This window comes from Photobacterium makurazakiensis (genome assembly GCF_050336715.1).
GTDB lineage: Bacteria > Pseudomonadota > Gammaproteobacteria > Enterobacterales > Vibrionaceae > Photobacterium > Photobacterium makurazakiensis.
Window position 1 is genome coordinate 59,004 of record NZ_JAKJSJ010000018.1, and the last position, 20,302, is coordinate 79,305.

The 20,302-nt window shown below is 44.8% G+C and carries 20 protein-coding genes; 15 read left to right on the forward strand and 5 right to left on the reverse strand.

Annotation, left to right across the window (positions count from 1 at the left end):
- Positions 1-97: 97 nt before the first annotated feature.
- The 5 genes from L4D09_RS09160 to L4D09_RS09180 all read left to right on the forward strand — a co-directional run bounded on the left by L4D09_RS09160 (position 98) and on the right by L4D09_RS09180 (position 3,731).
- Positions 98-412 carry a YbjQ family protein gene (locus L4D09_RS09160; RefSeq protein ID WP_428457194.1) on the forward strand — a complete coding sequence of 105 codons (315 nt, stop codon included), beginning with the start codon at positions 98-100 and terminating at the stop codon, positions 410-412.
- A gap of 431 nt (positions 413-843) precedes the next feature.
- A complete protein-coding gene (gene cspE, locus L4D09_RS09165; protein WP_428457195.1) occupies positions 844-1,056 on the forward strand; it encodes a transcription antiterminator/RNA stability regulator CspE in 213 nt (70 codons plus the stop codon).
- 350 nt (positions 1,057-1,406) lie between these two features.
- A complete protein-coding gene (locus L4D09_RS09170; protein ID WP_428457196.1) occupies positions 1,407-1,616 on the forward strand; it encodes a hypothetical protein in 210 nt (69 codons plus the stop codon).
- A gap of 292 nt (positions 1,617-1,908) precedes the next feature.
- Complete coding sequence (locus L4D09_RS09175) at positions 1,909-3,276, forward strand: DNA-3-methyladenine glycosylase 2 family protein (protein ID WP_428457197.1); 1,368 nt, start codon at positions 1,909-1,911, stop codon at positions 3,274-3,276.
- A complete protein-coding gene (locus tag L4D09_RS09180; protein ID WP_428457198.1) occupies positions 3,273-3,731 on the forward strand; it encodes a methylated-DNA--[protein]-cysteine S-methyltransferase in 459 nt (152 codons plus the stop codon). The genes L4D09_RS09175 and L4D09_RS09180 overlap by 4 nt, the downstream gene beginning before the upstream one ends.
- A 102-nt stretch (positions 3,732-3,833) precedes the next feature.
- Here the strand turns inward: L4D09_RS09180 and L4D09_RS09185 are convergent, their stop codons facing one another.
- Together L4D09_RS09185 and L4D09_RS09190 are read right to left on the reverse strand one after the other, a co-directional pair.
- Positions 3,834-5,039: an acetyl-CoA C-acetyltransferase gene (locus L4D09_RS09185; protein WP_428457199.1), complete on the reverse strand. Its 1,206-nt coding sequence runs from the start codon at positions 5,037-5,039 to the stop codon at positions 3,834-3,836.
- 10 nt (positions 5,040-5,049) lie between these two features.
- Complete coding sequence (locus L4D09_RS09190; RefSeq protein WP_428457200.1) at positions 5,050-5,784, reverse strand: beta-ketoacyl-ACP reductase; 735 nt, start codon at positions 5,782-5,784, stop codon at positions 5,050-5,052.
- Positions 5,785-6,135: 351 nt separating this feature from the next.
- On the opposite strand from L4D09_RS09190, the gene L4D09_RS09195 reads away from it, so the two are divergent.
- From L4D09_RS09195 to dbpA, 10 genes are all read left to right on the forward strand, one after another.
- Positions 6,136-7,050 carry a LysR family transcriptional regulator gene (locus L4D09_RS09195; protein ID WP_428457201.1) on the forward strand — a complete coding sequence of 305 codons (915 nt, stop codon included), beginning with the start codon at positions 6,136-6,138 and terminating at the stop codon, positions 7,048-7,050.
- Between the two features lie 211 nt (positions 7,051-7,261).
- Positions 7,262-8,854, forward strand: a complete 1,593-nt coding sequence (locus L4D09_RS09200; RefSeq protein WP_428457202.1) for an acyl CoA:acetate/3-ketoacid CoA transferase — start codon at positions 7,262-7,264, stop codon at positions 8,852-8,854.
- Between the two features lie 108 nt (positions 8,855-8,962).
- Positions 8,963-9,382 (forward strand): MaoC family dehydratase, encoded by a 420-nt coding sequence (locus tag L4D09_RS09205; RefSeq protein WP_428457203.1) that lies wholly within the window; start codon positions 8,963-8,965, stop codon positions 9,380-9,382.
- 20 nt (positions 9,383-9,402) lie between these two features.
- A complete protein-coding gene (gene fabV, locus L4D09_RS09210) occupies positions 9,403-10,605 on the forward strand; it encodes an enoyl-ACP reductase FabV (RefSeq protein ID WP_428457204.1) in 1,203 nt (400 codons plus the stop codon).
- Between the two features lie 207 nt (positions 10,606-10,812).
- Complete coding sequence (locus L4D09_RS09215) at positions 10,813-12,009, forward strand: MFS transporter (RefSeq protein ID WP_428457205.1); 1,197 nt, start codon at positions 10,813-10,815, stop codon at positions 12,007-12,009.
- A gap of 10 nt (positions 12,010-12,019) precedes the next feature.
- The gene (locus L4D09_RS09220; protein ID WP_428457206.1) at positions 12,020-12,955 is read left to right on the forward strand and encodes an alpha/beta hydrolase; all 936 of its coding nucleotides are present in this window, start codon (positions 12,020-12,022) and stop codon (positions 12,953-12,955) included.
- Positions 12,956-13,201: 246 nt separating this feature from the next.
- Entirely contained in the window at positions 13,202-13,579 is a 378-nt protein-coding gene (locus L4D09_RS09225) for a PilZ domain-containing protein (protein ID WP_428457207.1), read from the forward strand.
- Positions 13,580-13,593: 14 nt separating this feature from the next.
- A complete protein-coding gene (locus L4D09_RS09230; RefSeq protein ID WP_428457208.1) occupies positions 13,594-14,604 on the forward strand; it encodes a M23 family metallopeptidase in 1,011 nt (336 codons plus the stop codon).
- Between the two features lie 47 nt (positions 14,605-14,651).
- Positions 14,652-15,767: an anhydro-N-acetylmuramic acid kinase gene (locus L4D09_RS09235; RefSeq protein ID WP_428457209.1), complete on the forward strand. Its 1,116-nt coding sequence runs from the start codon at positions 14,652-14,654 to the stop codon at positions 15,765-15,767.
- Between the two features lie 176 nt (positions 15,768-15,943).
- Positions 15,944-17,329: an ATP-dependent RNA helicase DbpA gene (gene dbpA / locus L4D09_RS09240; RefSeq protein ID WP_428457210.1), complete on the forward strand. Its 1,386-nt coding sequence runs from the start codon at positions 15,944-15,946 to the stop codon at positions 17,327-17,329.
- 67 nt (positions 17,330-17,396) lie between these two features.
- On the opposite strand, the gene L4D09_RS09245 is transcribed toward dbpA, so the two are convergent.
- The 3 genes from L4D09_RS09245 to L4D09_RS09255 form a co-directional block, all read right to left on the reverse strand.
- Positions 17,397-18,059 carry a hypothetical protein gene (locus L4D09_RS09245; protein ID WP_428457211.1) on the reverse strand — a complete coding sequence of 221 codons (663 nt, stop codon included), beginning with the start codon at positions 18,057-18,059 and terminating at the stop codon, positions 17,397-17,399.
- An 11-nt stretch (positions 18,060-18,070) separates the two neighbouring features.
- A complete protein-coding gene (locus L4D09_RS09250) occupies positions 18,071-18,982 on the reverse strand; it encodes a 5'/3'-nucleotidase SurE (protein WP_428457212.1) in 912 nt (303 codons plus the stop codon).
- A 184-nt stretch (positions 18,983-19,166) separates the two neighbouring features.
- Positions 19,167-20,267 carry a hypothetical protein gene (locus L4D09_RS09255; protein WP_428457213.1) on the reverse strand — a complete coding sequence of 367 codons (1,101 nt, stop codon included), beginning with the start codon at positions 20,265-20,267 and terminating at the stop codon, positions 19,167-19,169.
- Positions 20,268-20,302 lie beyond the last annotated feature (35 nt).

Here is a 20,302-nt window from a genome sequence, read left to right on the forward strand (position 1 = left end):
ACGGCCACTGGCTTTTTTAATTTTGAATGAACCTATACTATTGTAATTGGTCGAAATGTTTAGCAGTATTTGAATATATTTCACTGAGGAAACCACCATGTTATACGTCACAACACCTGATATACCCGGTAGGGAAATTACGGAAACTCTAGGCACCGTTACTGGTAATGTTGTGCAATCAAAGCACGTAGGTCGCGATATTATGGCGAGCTTCAAAACCATTTTTGGTGGTGAAATTAAAGGTTATACTGAAATGCTGACTGAAGCCCGTAACGAAGCATTACACCGTGCGATTACAGAAGCGGAATCTATCGGGGCTGATGCCATCGTTAATGTTCGTTTTACCACATCGGCCATCATGCAGGGTGCGAGCGAGATTTTAGTTTATGGCACGGCAGTGAAGCTTAAATAATTGAGTGCTGAACATGGCGTTGCAGCCCATAAGCGATACTAACAACCATAGCGTGTCCTAATTGTTTACAGCAAATCATTAGGCGGTATTAGGACACTTCTATGCCTATCAGAGTCAGCCCAGAATTCAACGTTACCTATCCAACGTTATCTATCGCTGCGATATGCTTTTTTATGAGATAGAGGTGGTGATTTTGACGTTTTATTTGAAATAAAGCTTTACAACGAATGGTATTGAGGTAGTATCTGCCTTGCTCTGTTGACAGAGTTATTAATGAAATATCAAGTAAAAGTAAAACCTCAGAATTTCTTCGTTAGTGTCGTTCTCCTTAGTGTTTCTCTTAGCTTCATTTTAGCATTCAATAATTCATGCTCTCAGCGTATCGCAAATTCGCGATAAAATTATAAATTCAAAAACATAAGGGACATCACATGTCTAATGCAACTACTGGTCTAGTAAAATGGTTTAACGAAGAGAAAGGTTTTGGTTTCATTACTCAAGACAACGGCGGTGCTGACGTATTCGTTCACTTCCGTGCTATCGCTTCAGAAGGCTTCAAAACTCTAGCTGAAGGCCAGAAAGTAAGCTTCGAAGTTGAGCAAGGTCAAAAAGGCCTGCAAGCTGCTAACGTAGTAGCGCTATAATTTCGTAAGTTGGCGTAAGAGATATTCGTATCTTTTACGCCCGCTTTAAAATGTTAAACGGTCAATGCTGTAACTAAAAAGTATAAAAATTTCAGAGTATTACCCCGTATACCTGTCTATATACCTCATATTTACTTCGTTACATTTTCATCAATAAAATACACATCAATAAAATACACATCAATATTGCACATCAGTGGATAAAACTTATCTTTAAGTTTGGACTTATTGCATTTTATCATTCTGATCATAAAACTAAGGATACTTATGTCTCGTTCAATCGGTCGAAAACGCTTTTGGTTTCAACAACGCAGCCAAGGAAATAATACAACACACAGTGAGGTAAATAAATGAGAGTAAATTTTAATATATTTAAAGGTAACGTTTCTTGGAATGCGTTAATTCATCAATTAAACAGCGATGTACTATTACGCCAGGTTTTAATAAAAGGCCATGTCGACAGCCATAATGTAAACTTCTCGTACTGTGAAAAAACATGCGAAGGTCGAATTGTTAATGGTGATAATGAAATTATTGGTAATTTCTCCATTCCGTTATAATACTTATAAATATTGAGTTAATTGCGATATTTGGCAATATATTACTCCTCTAAACTGCACTTCTAGCAAGATAATGAATAATAAATGAATGCTTTAGCTGAGCAATAGCTGACATAAACTCCTCTTCTTAATCAGAAAAATCTAATTGCTTTTTAGTTCGGTATTGTGGTCACAGCATTGGCTAATCTCTTAGCTGTAAAACTGAAGTAATTGAGTGCCGTTTATGGCTAGTATTGATTGATGAAGGCGATACACTTATCTGTATTACCTTTATGCAATCGAGACTTTCGCTATGATGACCTCAACCCAATGCCAGCAAGCTCGGTTAGCCCGAGATCACCGTTATGATGGGTTGTTTTTTACTGCAGTTAAAACAACCGGTATCTATTGCCGTTCGATTTGTCCTGCACCTGCTCCCCATGAAAAGAATGTCGAATATTTTGATTCGGCGTTTGCTGCAGCCAAAGCGGGTTATCGACCTTGTTTACGTTGCCGTCCTGATAGTGCTCCCGGTTCGCCAGCATGGCAGGGGAAAAGCACGACGCTAACACGCGCTATGAAATTAATCGATCAAGGTGCCTTGGCTGATGGCACATTAACGGATCTCGCTAATCGACTTGGTATAACAGATCGTTATTTACGTCGGTTATTCAGTGATGAAGTTGGGCTGTCGCCTAAAGCATACGGTTTGTATAGCCAATGTTTGTTGGCGAAAAAGCTACTGCATGAAACGCGTTTACCCATTACTGATATTGCTTTAGCTTGTGGTTTTAACAGTATTCGCCGTTTTAATGATTGTTTTAAAAAGCAGTTTTCTCTTTCTCCTTCTCAATTGCGAAAGCAGACTGCTGGTGGTGTTACTCAGGGCAAAGCTATCACCATCAGTTTGTCTTATCGTCCTCCTTATAGCTGGGAATATATCCACCGCTTTTTTGCAGCCCGTTTAATTGAAGGGTTGGAATGGATCGGTGACGATTTTTATGGGCGTACATTTAGCCATGAACATAGCTCTGGCTGGTTTACAGCTTATCACTTGCCGGAAAAGTCACAGTTTAAGGTCGATATACAGCTGTCAGATCTTTCTATGCTGCCGAAAGTCATCGCTAATATTCGTCGCTGTTTAGATCTTGATGTAAATATCCAACTCATTGAACATGGGATCGCTCAAGCTACGGGGCATCAGCAACTTGCTATCGAGGGGTTACGGTTACCGGGCATATGGAGCCCATTTGAAGCTGGTATTAGAGCCATACTTGGTCAGCAGGTATCGGTGACTGCCGCGAAAAATTTAGTCTCTAAGTTAGTCGCAATGAACCCTGAAAATACAGACCAGCATTTGTACTTTCCGCAACCATCACAAGTTAATCAACTTGATCTCGATAGTCTTGGTATGCCGCAACGTCGACGTGAGACAATCCGTCTTTTCTCAGATTATGCTGTGGATCAGTCACTGAGCGACAGCAAAGCGTTATTGGCACTACTGGGCATTGGACCGTGGACGGTGAACTATATGCGGATGCGAGGGTTCAGTGATCCTGATATTTTCCTCGATGGTGATCTCGGCGTTAAAAAAGCCCTGGTGAATACCCCTTGCGATGCTGATTTAGCTGCGCCTTGGCGAAGCTATTTAACTCTTTATTTATGGAATACTTTGTCATGAACAACCAACTTATTAATAGCCCTATTGGCTGGTTAAATATCATTGCTGACGACAAGAGCGTTAGCATGATTGAATTTGATGCACAGCCGCATCAACCACAATCTCCGAATACGATGACAAAGCGTTGTTGCGACCAGTTAGCTGAATACTTTGCTGGTGAACGAACAGGATTCGATGTGCCACTAAATATGCAGGGGACAGACTTCCAACGCACGGTATGGCAAGCACTTAATAGTGTTGGTTATGGTGAAACGTGCTCGTATGGTGACATTGCAAATTTGATTGGTAACCCAAAGGCAGTACGTGCGGTCGGTGCTGCAAATGGTAAAAATCCCATTCCTATAATCGTCCCTTGTCATCGTGTGATTGGCAGCTCTGGCAAGTTAACGGGGTATGCTGGAGGGTTAGATATGAAGGTCTGGTTGCTGGCGCATGAAAGTAAATTATCCATTTAATAATGGTTAATTGGCTTTGTGGGTACTATTAATCGCTGGGTTAAGGTTATATGAAATTAAAAAGGCTCATAGTGAGCCTTTTTATGATAATCCGTTAGCTGCCTAAAGGCGTTTAATGATAATTGCTGTACCCATTCCACCACCAATACATAAAGAGGCAAGCCCATAGGTCGATTGTTTTTTCTTCATTTCATAGAGCAATGAAGCCAGTACACGACCACCAGAAGCACCTAGCGGATGGCCAAGGGCAATTGCACCGCCGTTGACGTTGGTTTTGTTGTCAAACCAATCCATAGCGACCCCGTGATCATCACATAACCCGTGCATCACGCCGAGGGCTTGAGCAGCAAATGCTTCGTTAAGTTCAAGCAGGTCGATATCTGTGAGTGACATTCCTGAGCGTGACAGTGCATGCTTGATCGCTGGTACTGGTCCTAGGCCCATATAGGCAGGATCTAACCCGCCTTGGCCGTAACTAATAATTTCTGCGAGTGGTTCCAAGTTGTATTTTTCAACTGCCTTAGCCGAAGCGACAACAAATGCGACACCGCCATCGTTGATGCCTGAGGCATTACCTGCTGTTACGCTCCCTTCTTTCTTGAACGCTGGACGTAGTTTGGCTAGGCTTTCAATGGTTGTATCGCTGCGTGGGTATTCGTCACGGGCAAAGGCCACGGCTTTTCGGCGCTGCTTAATTTCGACGGCAACGATCTCATCGTCAAAGCGACCGCTTTCAACAGCATGGTTTGCGCGTTGCTGGCTACGTAAGGCGAATGCATCTTGTTGTTCACGGCTAATGCTATACTTATCCGCAATATTTTCAGCCGTGATCCCCATGTGGTACTGATTAAACGCATCGGTTAGACCATCGTGTACCATGGTATCAACTAGCTGTTGGTTGCCCATTTTGCTACCGAAACGGTTCTGGCCACTAACCAAATACGGAGCGCTGGACATATTTTCCATGCCTGCCGCAACAACAATCTCTGCATCACCGGCCTTAATTTTGGTTGCGGCCTCAATGACGGTTTTCATGCCACTGCCGCAGATCATATTGAGTGTAAAAGCAGGCACACTTTCAGGGATATCAGCAAATTTTGCCGCCTGACGGCCTGGCCCCATACCTTGTCCTGCACTGAGTACATTGCCAACGATGACCTCATCGACCAAATCTGGTGCGACTTTAGCTTGGCTGAGAGCTGCACGTATGGCGTGGCCGCCTAGCTCAAAAGCGGGGGTTAAAGAGAGGCTGCCACCAAAGCTGCCCAGTGCGGTACGTTTAGAACCAACAATATAAACTTTGTTCATCATGCTCCCCTTAAATAACCAAGCCACCGTCGACTTTCAGCGTTTGTCCGGTAATAAAGCTGGCATTGTCACTGGCTAAGAAGAGCACCCCGTTTGCAATGTCTTGTGGTTTACCCATACGGCCTAACGGGGTTTTAGTTTTCATGTAATCCAATACTTTTTCTGGTAGCTCAATAGTCATTGGGGTTTCGATAAAGCCCGGCGCCACGCAATTGGCACGCACTTGTGCGCCTTTTCGAGAGAACTCTTTTGCCCAGCCTTTGGTCATCGCAATGACACCACCTTTGGTTGCGCCGTAGTTACTTTGACCAATATTTCCATCGGTACCAACCACAGAAGACATGGTAATAATTGAGCCAGCGCCATTATCAATCATGATAGGGGCGATGGCTTGAGTCATGTTGAATACGCCCTTAAGGTTGACATTCAGTACCATATCCCAGTCGTCTTCACTCATACGGTCGAGTAGATTGTCACGGGTGATCCCTGCGTTGTTTACCAGTACATCAATCTTGCCATGCTTTGCTTTAAGCTCTTCAATCAGTGCACTGATTGCTTGGCGATCACAAACGTTCAGCTGTTTGGCTTGGACATTGTCATAACTGAGCTCGAGATCTTCCATAACTTGAAGATTCATATCACAGGCATAAACCATGGCAGCACCCTGACGAGCGAATGTTTCAACGATGCAACGGCCAATCCCTTGTGCGCCACCGGTTACGATACAGATTTTATTGGTAAGCATACTTCTGTCACCTTATAGAGAGTGTAAGCAAGTTAATAAACACCGGATACATACGCTGGCGATACTTGCTTTGGATTGAGGCTATTCTATGCATGGCTTAGCAGAATGTTTACAGATACCGACGCAAAACAAAATTGCATACATGGGATAGTCTTTCATACAGATTTGCGAGAGAAATAATGAGTAAGTGTGTACTCAAATAGGTGAGTATGAGCCTAGGGGCTGTAACCATAGGTGATTTAGGGTTTTATGTGACCAGCTATAGTACTTTTGCTTTAAGCTTGTCGCTATTTGAGTACATTCGGTTTATAAATCCTATTGCCCTATATTTGCAATAATCGTGGTGCATTTATGCTCGATAAAATAGTCTACTTTCTTCATGTCGTCCGCACAGGATCGTTCAGTGTTGCCGCCCGGCAGTATGGTATTTCAGCGTCTGCTGGCAGTCGCTGGATCATTGAGCTGGAAGAGAATATGGGGGTCAGCTTACTGAAACGATCAACCCGCAAGGTTGTACCCACTCAAGCTGGGCTACGCCTGTATGAGCGCTTTACGCATGTAAACAGTGAAATTGACGACATCTTTACTGAAATCCAAAACTTGGGGAATGATGATCGGGGGATTATCCGTATCGCCAGTACCCCGTTATTTGCGAAGGACTTTCTAAGCCGTATCGTGGGTGAATATTTACAGGACCACCCGCATGTGACTTTTCGGGTCATTGAAACGGCCTTCGACATGGATCATATCGATGAAATTGATTTTGCCATTCGAGCGAGTGCGGTATATCAAGGGTTTCAAGAAAAAGACAGTTTGTTGGTGAAGCGTTCTTTGCTGCGTTACCCGCTTAAAGCGTGTTGTGCCCCTAGCTATATTGAAAAATACACCAAGCCAGAGCAGCCAGAAGACTTAAGAAAACACAATTGCCTCTACGCCTCGACGTTGGTTGGTGGCAATAAGTGGGTGTTCGAGCGTGACGGTGAATTTACTACAGTAGATATCGCCCAGACGGTTGAAGTCGAGGATAGCCAGTTTATTAAGACGGTCGCGCTTAATGGTGGAGGCATTGGCTATTTACCTATTAGGTTAATTAAAAATGAATTGGAAAGCGGGGCATTGGTTCCTCTGCTTGAAGATTATATTAATAGCCAATTCGAATTTAGCCTTTACTTTAGGCCGCGCAAACAGATGCCAGTGCGTTGTGTGAACTTCAAGGACTACCTAATAAGGCGAGTAAGGGAAATTAGCGAGGAAGAAGGCTCGTAGTCATTTAATTTCACTTTTTTGAGGCAAGCTGATTTGGCTTGCCTTTTTTATGCCTGAAAACAATGAAGTTTATTAGCCCATAAATGCAATTATCTTTCCGCATTTTGCCTATTTTTTCATTAATCATGACGTCATAGACTTGTCTCCATCGTCAATCTCGTCTGCATCGTGATATTGACCTCCATATTTTTTGATTCTGAAGGAAAGCGTGATGAAGGCTAAAGTGCTATCTGCCCAGCAAGCGGCATCGCTGATTAGCGATGGGGACAAAGTTATTTTAGGTGGCTTTATTGGTGCTGTTGTACCTGAGGCAATTGAACAAGCTGTTGGAGAGTGCTTCTTAGCGACAGGGCACCCTCGAAACTTAGAGCTTTACTTTACCGCAGGTCAGGGGGATGGCGTTGGCCGAGCCACCAATCACCTTGCACACCCTGGCATGGTCAGCATGGCATGTGGAGGCCATTGGGGGCTTATTCCACGATTGCAGAAGTTGGCGAATGATAATCAGATCACGGGTTATAACTTCCCGCAAGGTGTGATTGCTCAGTTACTAAGAGATTCTGCGGCAGGCAAGCCCGGCACTTTATCACACGTTGGCTTGGGTACATTTATCGATCCTCGTGCTGGTGGCGGGAAAATTAACTCTGTCACTCAAGAGAATCGTGTGTCGCTGATGACAATTGAGGAAAAAGAATACCTGTTTTATAAACGGATTGATGCCAATGTCGCACTGCTTCGAGGCACTACTGCCGATGAGAATGGCAACATTACCATGGAAGATGAGTGCTTGTTTCTTGAGAATCTAGCAGCAGCCCAACTGGTGACTAACATGGGTGGGACTGTCATTGTTCAGGTCAAAAAGGTGGTTAAAGTTGGTGAATTAGATCCGCAGCAAGTGCGGATCCCCGGTATTTTTGTCAATGCCATCGTTGTAGCAGATGATGAGAGTCATATGCAGACTTTCGCTGAGCCGATGAACCCAGCCTATTGTGGGCGAGGAACTGTAGCCAACCATGTCTCTCAGCCCCGTAAGCTTGACGCTAAAAAAATCATTGCGCGCCGTGCTGCCATGGAGCTAAAGCAGGGGGCTATCCTCAATTATGGTATTGGTGTACCCGAGGTCATTGCAGCGGTAACGGATGAAGAGGGGATCACCGACCAGATGATTGCCACGGTTGAGCCTGGGGCGATTGGCGGTACCCCCGCTGGTGGTTTGAGCTTTGGGGCATCGGCTTTTCCTGAAGCGGTTATAACGCAAGATCAAATGTTCGACTTTTATGATGGTGGTGGCATTGACCAAGCTTTTCTTGGGCTTGCCGAGTGCGACCAAAATGGCGATCTCAATGTCTCTAAATTCGGACCTAAAATTGCCGGATGCGGTGGTTTCATTAACATTACCCAAAATGCCAAGCAGGTATTCTTCTGTGGCACTTTTACTGCCGGAAAGCTCCAAATCGAGACGGGTAATGGCCTGCTAACAATAGTGAAAGATGGTCATATTAAGAAGCTAATCAACCAAGTTCAGCAAGTAACATTTTCTGCAGAAATAGCTCGGAAAAATAATAAAGAAGTGCTGTATATCACGGAGCGAGCTGTATTTCGTTTAGTTGATGGAGGACTTGAATTGATTGAGATTGCACCTGGAATCGATCTGGAACGTGATGTTTTGGCGCAAATGGAATTTACCCCTGTGGTAAGTGCAAGTTTGAAATTAATGGATGCGCGTATTTTCCGTGATGAGCCAATGGGATTGGTGATTGAGCCCTTGCACTTATCGCCAGTGGCATCTGATTACGCAGCGTAAAAAACGCCCACCTTGTGCATTTTATTTAACAAGGTGGGCATTCGATATGAGATAGCTTCGCTATGCAAGAGGGTTATAGCAAAGTTATTTTAGAGAAGGGATTGAATCATGAGTTACACCATCAATCAGCTCGAGATAGGTCAGCGGGCATATTTTGAAAAAACTATCAGTGAATCTGATATTCAGATGTTTTGCGGTATCAGTGGTGATATAAATCCTGTTCATGTCAGCGAACTGGCGGGGCAGAAAAGTGTCTTTGGTAACCGTGTTGCCCATGGGATTTTAGTGTCAGGGCTGACGTCAGCCGTATTGGGGATGCAGCTACCTGGGCCAGGAACTATATACCTGGGCCAAGAATTACGCTTTACCGCTCCCGTATATATTGGCGATACCATTCGTGCTGAAGTTGAAGTGGCTGAAATAAATGCGGATAAAAATATCGTTAAGTTGCATACGCGCAGTATCAACCAGCATGACAAAGTCGTGATCCAAGGCGTTGCTACAGTAATGCCCCCAAAAGTACATTAAGCAAAGATTAGGAATTACCCATGATTATTGAACCAGTTGTAAAAGGGGTTGTTGCACGCTCTGCCCATCCATTCGGCTGTCAGCAAGCTATCCGAAACCAGATTAACTATGTACGCGAAGCCGAGCCTGTTACCGACGGCCCGAAGAAAGTACTGGTATTAGGCGCTTCGTCGGGCTTCGGTTTGGCATCACGCATCTCTTTGGCTTTTGGGGGGGCGAAAGCTGATACTATTGGAGTCTCTTTCGAGCGTGGACCGAGTGAAAAAGGTGTCGGTACTGCTGGCTGGTATAACAATATCTTTTTTCGGGATGAAGCAGAAAAAGCAGGCTTGATTGGTAAGAATTTTGTTGGTGATGCTTTTTCACCACAGATGCGTCAGCAGGTGATCGACTACATTAAAGCTGAATTTGGTGGACAGTTAGATCTCGTGGTGTACAGCTTGGCGACGGGAATACGTCCGAACCCCGAAACAGGAGAGCTATGGCGATCATCAATTAAAACCATTGGTGAACCGGTAACAGGGCCTACGATAAACATTGAAACCGATACCATGGAGCAAATGACGATTGGTACGGCGACAGAAGCCGAGATTGAAGCCACTGAAAAAGTGATGGGTGGGGAAGACTGGTTAAGCTGGATTGAGATCTTGTCTGAAGCTGGTGTCTTGGCGACGGGGTGTAAAACGGTAGCCTATTCGTATGTCGGTCCAAAAGCCACATACCCTATTTATCATCAAGGGACGCTCGGCAGGGCAAAGGCGCATTTACATGCCACGGCTGATCTGCTCAATAACAAAATGTCCGCGCTTGGTGGCGAGGCTTATGTCTCGGTGTGTAAAGCACTGGTTACCAAAGCCAGCGTCTTTATTCCAGCTTTTTCTCCCTATATTTTAGCCTTGTTTAAAGTAATGAAAGACAAAGGGGTGCATGAGGGATGCATTGAACAGATGCAGCGACTTTTTTCACAGCGCCTCTATGGTGAAGGGAAATCAGTACTGGTAGATGACAGCCGTTTGATTAGGGTAGATGACTGGGAATTGGACGATGATATTCAGCAACAGGTGAGCGAGTTGATGGCGAAAATTACCCCAGAAAATTTTACTACGATGGGGGACTACTCAGGCTATAAGACAGACTTTATGCAGCTGAATGGCTTCTGTTTGGACGAGGTTGACTACCAAGCGGATATTAGCCTTGATGAATTGATTAAGTTAGTACCATAAATTCAATAGACTGCGTGTTATTGAGCCCTGTCATGCTGCAGGGCTTTTTTGTGTTTGGTGTTTTTGTTTTATTAATCATAATCTTATTTGGGTTTGTGGTTGGCTTCACATGATTCATTATTGCGAAATCAGGATAATCGGGTCAGTTAATTTCGGTATGATTAAGGCTGAAGATATTAATGATAATGACCTTAAAAGGCACTTTTTATGAATAAAAAACACGGGATTGAATTTATCATATTCATGACTTATGCATTGTTTGCTATGTCATGGGTTGCCGGTTCAATGATGACCAAAGACATCATGGCGTATTATAGTATTGAGGGTATGGCTGCAGCGACATGGATGACAAATGCGATCACCATCGCGAAGATCATCGGTAACTTATCCGCGGCATGGTTGTTGGTTAAAATGGGGCCGAAAAAAGCCTTTGCCATGGCATCATTATTAATAGTTGCAGGTGCTGTGGGGGCATTTGCTTCTAATTATCCACTGTATGTATTTTCTCGTTTGGTGATGGGGTTTGGTGGAGCATTTGCGATTGTGTACTTCAATCCAATTGTGATCAAATACTTCTCTGCCGAGGAGCGTCCAATGATAAATGGCATTAATGCAGCCGCTTTTAATATGGGTAACTTGCTGGCTATTTTGTTAACTGGGACATTACTCTCTACGCTCGCGACATGGCAGAATGTGATTCTAGCGATCTCGATGGCAAGCCTCGCGGTGTTGGTAGTTTGGTGGCTGATCAGTGATGACTTTTCTCTATCAACTGGTAACGGCAACGAACAAGCGGCGTATACGCTGAAGGATGGATTTAAAGAGCCAGTGAATTTGTGGTTACCGATTGCCTATTCTGGTTTGTTGTTTTGCTATATTTCAGTTTTTGCTTTGTTCCCGTTGGTACCGAGCTTTGCCGCTGAAGCCAAGTACCTATCATCAATCATGATTGGTGCCGGTATGGTTGGTACTATTGCAGGGATCATGATCGCGAAGCGTTATCCAATGCGTATCCCGGTGATCCGCTACTGTGGCTTAGCAATGACGTTATTTGCAGCCCTGATGATCACGACATCCAGTGCGCCAGTTGCGTATGGCGCTGCATTTATGGCTGGTTTCTTTATGTTTGTTCCTATGACTGCGTTGATCACCTTGCCTCAAGAGTTGCCGAACATGACGCCAGCTCGGATCACTGTTGTCTTTGGGATGTTCTGGTCGATATCTTATATGATAGAAACTGGTCTGATGTACATTGCGGGTGTTATCGCTGATACCACGGGTAATATTGCGCTTTCTGCTACCTTCGCCGTGGTTTGTTCATCAACATTCTTCCTTGCGAGCTTCTTCCTACCTGAGACTGGAAAAAAGCCTGTATTAACGAACGCCGTAGCCAGTAAAGCATAAGGAGCACGCTATGCGTCAGGTAAGTCAACAATTACAACCGTGGCTTGAAAACTTCAACCAGCAAGTCGCAATATTAGTCGAGAATGGTTTTAAGCCGACGGCAACTAATGCTCGTGAAGGATTGGCTAATCTAACGAAGGGGCTGGTGACCGATATTCCTGCCGTTGCGTGGGTACAGGATGATTTGGTTCTTAATGACGAATACAACGTACCTGTGCGGATCTACCACCCGAGTCCAGAGCAGGCCTTGCCAGTGCTGGTTTATTATCACGGTGGCGGCCACATGGCAGGAAGTGTCACAGTGTATGACCCTATTTGCCGTAAATTGGCCAATGCGACCCAGCATATAATCGTGGCCGTTGACTATCGACTTGCGCCTGAATGCGCATATCCGGCAGGTGTGAATGATGCTTACGCCGTGGTGCAAAACATTTGGTCAACATTAGATAGCCGTCAACTAAACTATCTCCGTAGGCTGGTCATTGCCGGTGATTCCGGTGGCGGGGCGCTTGTGGCGACTGTCAGTGGGCGGGCGCAATTTGATGAAACGGTGGATATCACCAAGCAGGTAATGATTTATCCGAGCCTTGATTACACCATGGACTCAGGTTCAATGGAGCAAAATGCCACAGGCTATTTGCTCCAGAAAGGAAAAATAGCGTGGTATTTTGATAATTATTTCCAACATAATGAAAATCGTCGACTGGCTTCACCATTATATGGTCGTTTTACCTCAGCACTACCGGAAACCTTATTGTTTACGGCTGAGTTTTGTCCGTTACGCGATGAAGGCATCAGTTATTGTGAAAAGGCAAAGGCCGCAGGTGTCCCCATCGAATATATGCATTTCCCAGATATGATCCATACTTTTTTGAATATGGAAGACTTGGTAAAAGAGCACTGTGATCAGGTTTATCAAACGATTTCCCGTTTTCTTCACGACTAAATTTGAAGGCTGATTTGTATTACTTGATTCTACGTTAGGTAACACTTGTTATGCTTACTTTAGTACCGCCAGCTGATTATCAGTTGGCGGTTTTTTTATGTTATGCATTCACTCGACTAATGCATCCTTTCTGCTATAGATCATAAATTATTAAATCTGTCTGTAAGTTGGATGTAAAAAGATGGAGAAATATCTCAATTTCTTTATACTTAGCTCAATAAAAGAACAACAAAAAATGAAGTGTTTATGGTGGAACGTCGTCATTTTAGTCGCATTCTTTATCAAACACCGGCATCGCTGAAGCACTCTGGTGACGAGTGGCAGGCTGAGGTCCGGGATTTATCATTGCAGGGTATCTTATTAACTCGTCCTGAAGGGTGGGAAGTAAGCGCCGATGATCATTATTTCGTCAGCTTTTACCTGCATGAGAGTGATATAGAGTTGACGATGGAAACGCAACTGATCCACTACGACGCGCACTATTTACGTATGCATATTTATCACATTGATATTGAAAGTGTCGGATACCTCCGACGTCTGGTCGAACTGAACGTTGGAACTGACGAACTATTACATCGAGAGCTAGAACAGCTTGCTGATTTACAAAAACATTTAAACGAGTAGTCGTCGGAAAATCCATGTCAGACAATATTTGTATCTCGGTGTCAGATCGCCGAGGCTCTTCTCATTATGTTATAAGCCGCCTAAAAAAACGTTACGCCGCTTTGGTGACTGGCTCTTTGTTAGCCATGATCGGAGCGGGTAGTTTTAGTGTTTATACCCTTTATCAAGACAACCTGTTTTCTTCGCAGAAACTTAGCTTGCTGAATGTACAAGCTGAGCAATTAAGTGAATCCCTAACTGCGGAAAATGAAGCCAAGCAAGCACTGATTGAAGAGCTTAACTTTAAAAAAGCAGAGCTTTCTGTGTTAACGCAGCGGGTAGACGATGTTGAAACTATCTTAGGGTTACAAACATCGGAAGGCAGTGATGATATTTCATTAGAACAACGGGTAGACAGTGCTGCAATTAGCTCTGCTGTTCGTGGCACCTTGTTTCGTATGATCCCTAATGGCAATCCGACGCCGAACATTCGGATGTCATCGCAGTTTGGAACGCGTATTCACCCAGTTACGGGGGTACGTAAACGCCACCTTGGGCTTGATTTTGCTGCCAATACTGGCACGGAGATCTACGCCCCTGCCGATGGTGTGATAGAAGTTATTAGACCGAGCAATAAAGGGTCGGGCAACTTTTTAAAACTGAGCCATGCCATGGGCTTTGCCAGTACTTACTCACATATGAGTAAGTTTAATGTTAAGCGCGGCAAGTTTGTCCGTAAGGGTGACTTAATTGGCTGGACTGGCAATACTGGACTATCGACTGGCCCACATCTTCATTATGAAATTCGTTTTCTTGGTCGAGCGCTTAATCCTCGTCCATTTGTCGAATGGACGCCGGACAATTTTGATTCTCTGTTTGATAAAGAGAAAACAGTTCAGTGGGCTTCATTACTAGAAATGGTCAACAACGTTGTGTCGATGCAAGTACAGTTAACTCAGTCTCCTCATTCGGTGCGACCGATGGAAACAGCGAGTAATGAACTGGTAGCTGAAACGATGAGCAGTGGTGATACCTCCAAATTGTAATACTGTTAATAGCACTGCTATCAACCAATATAGAAGGATATAGCAAAATGGAACCAGCTCTTTATATTGGCGTGATGTCGGGGACCAGCCTTGATGGGGTTGATACAGTGTTAGTGGAGATGAGAGATCAACGGGTATCTCTTATTGCGAGTGATTGCTACCCGATGCCAGATAGCTTAAAAGATGAATTGTTGAGTGTTTGCTTAGGGCAAGCAACATCATTAAAGCAAATCGGGAGGCTTGACCATCTTCTTGGCCACTTGTTTGCTGACGCAATTCATCAGCTTTTAGAGCGTGAAAATATTGTCCCTGAGAAGGTGACGGCGATCGGCAACCATGGTCAAACGGTCTTTCACCAGCCTGAAGGTGATACCCCGTTTACGCTCCAGCTTGGGGATGCCAATATCATTGCGGCTAAAACCGGCATTACAACAGTCGCAGATTTTCGCCGTAAAGACATGGCACTTGGTGGGCAAGGGGCACCCTTGGTGCCTGCTTTTCATCGAAACTTATTCTCACAGCAAGATTCATCGACCGTGGTTTTGAATATTGGTGGTATCGCCAATATTTCGGTACTCCGACCTAACTCAACAGTGTTGGGCTTTGATACTGGGCCTGGGAATATGCTGATGGATGCTTGGGTCAGTCAGCACCTTGGTGAGAAATTTGATAAAGATGCTGCCTTTGCTCAGCGAGGCACGGTCAATCGCGAGTTGCTAGGGCAACTATTAAAAGATCCTTACCTCGCGCAATCTTATCCAAAAAGTACAGGGCGAGAGCATTACAATCTTCCTTGGCTGCAAACTCAACTATCACTGCTTTCGCAGCCGCTGTCGCCGGAAAATGTACAAGCCACCTTATTGGAATTCACGGCAGTGACTATTGCCACTGACGTTTTACGTTTTGCCGTGGGAACTACGCCTCAGTTATTGGTGTGTGGTGGAGGGGCATGTAATCCTTTATTGATGTCGCGATTGGCGAGCCTACTGCCGGATTGGCGGGTGGGTAATACACGCGATGAGGGGGGCGATCCAGACTACATGGAAGCTATGGCATTTGCTTGGCTTGCCCATCAACGTATTCATAACTTACCGAGCAATATTCCTGAAGTGACGGGTGCGTCTAAACCAGCCTCGCTTGGTGTCATTTACCCCGCCGATTAACTCAGTTTGTTCTGTATCGATTATTGCTATCTTTTTAGGCTGAAGGCTGTTAGTGTCGCTGCCCTTGAGGTGATAGGTGCTGTATTTCGATGAACAGTGTCACTATGTTACCGACTTTGTTTTTTTAGCCTGTGGCCGTCGTATGTTGGCACGCAGGGGATGATAGGATACTGCCCGTGAGCAAAAATGCTTTTTCAAACTTAAACCTGAAGCCTGGTCTTCTAAGCAACTTATCAACATTGGGTTATGACGAAATGACCCCAATTCAGGCGCAAAGCCTGCCGCACATTCTTGCGGGTAAAGATGTGATTGCACAAGGTAAAACAGGTTCTGGTAAAACAGCTGCCTTCGGTTTGGGTCTGCTTGATCACCTCAACGTTAAGCGTTTTCGCATTCAAACGTTAGTCTTGTGTCCAACGCGTGAGTTGGCTGATCAAGTTGCCAAAGAAATCCGTAAGCTTGCTCGTGCAATCCACAACATTAAAGTACTAACGTTGTGCGGTGGTGTACCGTTTGGTCCGCAAATTGGCTCGTTAGAACACGGTGCGCACATTATTGTGGGTACACCGGGGCGTGTTGAAGAGCATTTACGTAAAGGCTTCTTGTCGCTTGATGATTTGAACGTACTCGTTCTTGATGAAGCAGACCGCATGTTGGAAATGGGTTTCCAAGATGCACTTGATGCGATCACTGATGCCGCTCCTGCGGATCGTCAAACGTTACTATTTAGTGCGACATTCCCTAAGCAGATCGAATCAGTTGCTAGCCGTATTATGCATAAGCCAGTAATGGTGAAAGTAGAATCGACTCACGATAACAGCAGCATTGATCAGCATTTCTATAAAGTTGATTCGGATGAAGACCGAATGACCGCGCTGCGTTTGTTGCTGTCACAACACCGCCCTGAATCAACCGTGGTATTCTGTAATACCAAACGTGAAGTACAGGAAGTTTCTGATGATCTAGAGCATTACGGCTTCAGCTCAATTGCATTGCATGGTGATCTTGAGCAGCGCGAACGCGATCAAACGTTGGTTCGTTTTGCAAACAAGAGTGCCTCAGTGTTAGTGGCAACCGATGTTGCGGCTCGTGGCCTCGATATTGATGCCCTTGACTGTGTGATTAACTACCACGTTGCCCGTGATACTGAAGTACACGTTCACCGTATTGGTCGTACAGGCCGTGCTGGTAGCCAAGGTATTGCTTGTTCGTTCTATAGTGACAAAGAGCACTACAAGATTGCATTATTAGAAGACTACCTTGATAAAGCGATTGAAAGTGAAGCGTTACCTTCTCTCGATTTGCTTGATCAACCAACACATCGCCCTTCAATGGTGACTTTGCAGATCAGTGGTGGCAAAAGACAAAAAGTACGTCCTGGCGACATTTTAGGTGCACTTACGGGTGAGAATGGTATCCGTGGTGACCAAGTTGGTAAGATCAATGTCTTCGACATGACAGCATTTGTTGCGGTTAAAAGTGATGTGGCACGCTTTGCATTGAAAAAGCTAGAAAGTGGCAAAATGAAAGGACGTAGCTTCCGCGTTCGTCACATTAGCTAATTAAGCCTTTTGTGAAAAGAAACAATCACCAGAAAGCCCGCTTAGGAATAAGCGGGCTTTTTATTATCTATTGTTTTAGCCACACTTGTGGAAATGCAGGATCACTCGACTGAACGTCAATACTGGTTAAGTCATAGCTGGTGGTAACGGGTGTGGCATAGGTGATTGATTCAGGCCAGCCGCACTGTTTTTCATCCTGTGATATTTTCAGCAACGTCTTGTTGGCATGCTCTAATAATTTGGCTTGAACTTCACAGTTGCCCGTTTCAATTGTGAGTGAACCTGAGGCTTCAAGTGTCATTATTTGTAGGTCGCCAGTATTATTAACCGCGGTATATTGGCCAGCCAATGACGCAATATCGCTTTTTTCCTCTGTTTGTTTTTCTAAAATGAAATCCCCCTGATTAGCGCGACATTTGAATGCCTGCACTTCTAACGTACATTGATACTGGCCGTTGGCAAAGGAGAAGGACTGGCGATCTGAACCTATGTGAGCGATATAGTTAGTTTGGTTATCTCTATCGTCCCATAGGGTAACTAATGAGTCAGACTCCGATAATAGCGCGGCATCTACCCGGATTGGCTGACCGCTGATATCGTTGCTAACGCCACTGAAAAAGCCTGAAACGACAAGCTCCCCATTATTGTTGCTATCACTGTCTGTACTATCGCTGCTATTGCAACCGGCTAACATTAGGGCGCTAGCAATAGCGAGATACCAATATTTCATGCGAACCTCTCTTATTTTGTTAGCTCGGTTAAGCGTTGCTGGATATGGGCGACTTTTGCCCTTGGGGCTTGGATATTGCCATCAATGGTACTGACGGCGATATAGCCGTTTTGGATGGCGACACCTTCTGAGCTTTCATTGCTATCGCCTACATCACTGAGCTCAAAGCCCACCATATTAGTAGTAGGGGTGGTGGTTGACATAAACGTTAGTGCAATACCGCCGCCGTTCCAGCCAACATCAGTGAAACGATAGCCTTTGTGGTTATCAAGGTCTGCAGGGGTATTGATATTCAGTCCTGTGTACGCGGGGAGCAGAGGTTGCCCTTCAAGTTGGCTCGCGGTGAGGTTTTCAAGAATTTGTATTACAACCTTGGCAATTTTTGGAGCCTGAGAAGGATCATGCTCTGAGTTTATATCGCCACTGACAGCAATGGCGGGAATACCACGGGAAAGGGCGATCATTGCTGCGCCTAAAGTACCTGAATTATTGTTCAAGTAGCCAACATTATTGCCTTCGTTTGGGCCGGAAATCAGTAGGTCAGGGTTAGCTCCCCATTTCTCCTGAGCCGCAATATCAATGCCATAGAGCGCAGACATCACTGGGGTTCCTTCAACATAGTTTTCAAAGGCTGCCGTTGTATCGGTATCACCGATGCAGAATTTATTATCACTAGCTTCTGAGGTATCTACGGACACATTTTTGAAAAAGTGAAACCCGCCCCCTTTACCACTTTGTCCTGTGCAGGGTGCCGACATTATGACATCGTGGCCAGCGTCTTCGAGTGCGGTTTTCAGCACTTGGATATTGGTGGTTTCCCAGCTGTCATCATTGGTTAGGACAATATTCAATGCGTTGGCTTGATGCGATAGAAAGAGTCCAGCACTGATGGCTGTTGAGAGAAGCTTCGTTTTCAGTTTCATGGGTGTTCCCTGCTGTAAATGAGTACATGCTCTGTAGGTTTGGCACCATATTGGGTCGGTGCCTGTTAAGTGGGAACTACTGTTGAAAATTGTGGTTAAGGTTTAATGACGAAGATATCTTGGTATGTTTATAGATGTCTACAAGTGCTTAGATTTCATATATATCAACACCTTATGCTGTGATTCATGTTAGGGTTATTTTATTGATATCAAGCTTTATACGATACCTCGCCCTGAGTTGGCTGTCAGAATTGTCTTTTTCAAATAGATAAGTTTCAGCCAATGAAGGAGGAAGAACGGCGAGAATAGCTTCTTTGATCTTGCTGCGGTTCTGGTCGAGAGACTTTGCTTTGAGCCCATTTTCTTTTAGATCGCTAATGGCTCTCGCATGACCACCGAACTGCTCCATTAAAGTAATCAACGACTCGGCAGACACTTGGTCTGGACGGTTAGCTGCTGGATTGGTGAACCAGCCCTCATGTTCGTTCGTTACGCGTTTTTGGGCATACCAGTAATAATAGATTAGCGGTGTTTTTGCCATCTCGATTGTAACGCCATGAAGCTTAACCACTAATGTGTGGTTATTGGTCGTCGAAAAAAACATGTCTGATTCATGTTGAGCAATGGCCAGCGCCTGCTCGACTGGCATGTGCGGAAGGCTCTGTAAAAAACATGCGAGTTGATCTTGAGTTAGTTGGGCGAAAATGCGGGGGTATTGGCGTATTAGGGAGATAGCCTGTGTTGGGACGATGCCTGATTGGGTTAAGAACGTTTGAGCTTGATGCTGCCTGGTTGTTAGCGGGCGAGGTAGCCGGCAGATCAGTAGCGTCTGCAGAGCCGCAATGAGCATCGCAATAGGCAGCCAGATTTTGACTTGAGGCTTACAGTCAATATTGGCCACTAAACCGATTTGCTTTATGGCTGTTCTGGTTGGGGTTATATACCACCAAGGTTGTTGTGCTTCGTTGGTTGGCTGATTAAGTAAGCTGAGTACAGTGGTACGGCATTGCGTGACAAACAGGGGGTTAGGATTGAATGTTAAATCTTGCTCTATTTGTCGCGCGATAGTGATAACCAAATCCGGCGTTAAGCCAGTATCCCCTGTATCACGCTGGGCGGAGGAAACATGTTCGATAAGTGGTTGTTGATATGCCGCTAAATATTGGTCCCTTAAGCTAGCCTGTAAAAACCAATGGCTAAGGGTGAAATAGAGTATCACTGATAGGGTAAATACAATCAGTGGGTGTATTCCTTGATTAAGCCGCTGTAATTGGAATTTTTTCATTGGGGTACTAGCTATTATTGTTATTCGAGACATTG

What these genes read in the sequence shown, in the direction of transcription:
- L4D09_RS09245 (WP_428457211.1), bottom strand. Translation starts at nt 18,059, where the DNA reads ATGAAATATTGGTATCTCGCTATTGCTAGCGCCCTAATGTTAGCCGGT.
- L4D09_RS09200 (WP_428457202.1), top strand. Translation starts at nt 7,262, where the DNA reads ATGAAGGCTAAAGTGCTATCTGCCCAGCAAGCGGCATCGCTGATTAGC.
- L4D09_RS09205 (WP_428457203.1), top strand. Translation starts at nt 8,963, where the DNA reads ATGAGTTACACCATCAATCAGCTCGAGATAGGTCAGCGGGCATATTTT.
- L4D09_RS09250 (WP_428457212.1), bottom strand. Translation starts at nt 18,982, where the DNA reads ATGAAACTGAAAACGAAGCTTCTCTCAACAGCCATCAGTGCTGGACTC.
- L4D09_RS09230 (WP_428457208.1), top strand. Translation starts at nt 13,594, where the DNA reads ATGTCAGACAATATTTGTATCTCGGTGTCAGATCGCCGAGGCTCTTCT.
- L4D09_RS09160 (WP_428457194.1), top strand. Translation starts at nt 98, where the DNA reads ATGTTATACGTCACAACACCTGATATACCCGGTAGGGAAATTACGGAA.
- L4D09_RS09185 (WP_428457199.1), bottom strand. Translation starts at nt 5,039, where the DNA reads ATGAACAAAGTTTATATTGTTGGTTCTAAACGTACCGCACTGGGCAGC.
- L4D09_RS09195 (WP_428457201.1), top strand. Translation starts at nt 6,136, where the DNA reads ATGCTCGATAAAATAGTCTACTTTCTTCATGTCGTCCGCACAGGATCG.
- L4D09_RS09175 (WP_428457197.1), top strand. Translation starts at nt 1,909, where the DNA reads ATGATGACCTCAACCCAATGCCAGCAAGCTCGGTTAGCCCGAGATCAC.
- L4D09_RS09180 (WP_428457198.1), top strand. Translation starts at nt 3,273, where the DNA reads ATGAACAACCAACTTATTAATAGCCCTATTGGCTGGTTAAATATCATT.
- L4D09_RS09255 (WP_428457213.1), bottom strand. Translation starts at nt 20,267, where the DNA reads ATGAAAAAATTCCAATTACAGCGGCTTAATCAAGGAATACACCCACTG.
- L4D09_RS09225 (WP_428457207.1), top strand. Translation starts at nt 13,202, where the DNA reads ATGGTGGAACGTCGTCATTTTAGTCGCATTCTTTATCAAACACCGGCA.
- fabV (WP_428457204.1), top strand. Translation starts at nt 9,403, where the DNA reads ATGATTATTGAACCAGTTGTAAAAGGGGTTGTTGCACGCTCTGCCCAT.
- L4D09_RS09190 (WP_428457200.1), bottom strand. Translation starts at nt 5,784, where the DNA reads ATGCTTACCAATAAAATCTGTATCGTAACCGGTGGCGCACAAGGGATT.
- L4D09_RS09215 (WP_428457205.1), top strand. Translation starts at nt 10,813, where the DNA reads ATGAATAAAAAACACGGGATTGAATTTATCATATTCATGACTTATGCA.
- L4D09_RS09220 (WP_428457206.1), top strand. Translation starts at nt 12,020, where the DNA reads ATGCGTCAGGTAAGTCAACAATTACAACCGTGGCTTGAAAACTTCAAC.
- L4D09_RS09235 (WP_428457209.1), top strand. Translation starts at nt 14,652, where the DNA reads ATGGAACCAGCTCTTTATATTGGCGTGATGTCGGGGACCAGCCTTGAT.
- L4D09_RS09170 (WP_428457196.1), top strand. Translation starts at nt 1,407, where the DNA reads ATGAGAGTAAATTTTAATATATTTAAAGGTAACGTTTCTTGGAATGCG.
- cspE (WP_428457195.1), top strand. Translation starts at nt 844, where the DNA reads ATGTCTAATGCAACTACTGGTCTAGTAAAATGGTTTAACGAAGAGAAA.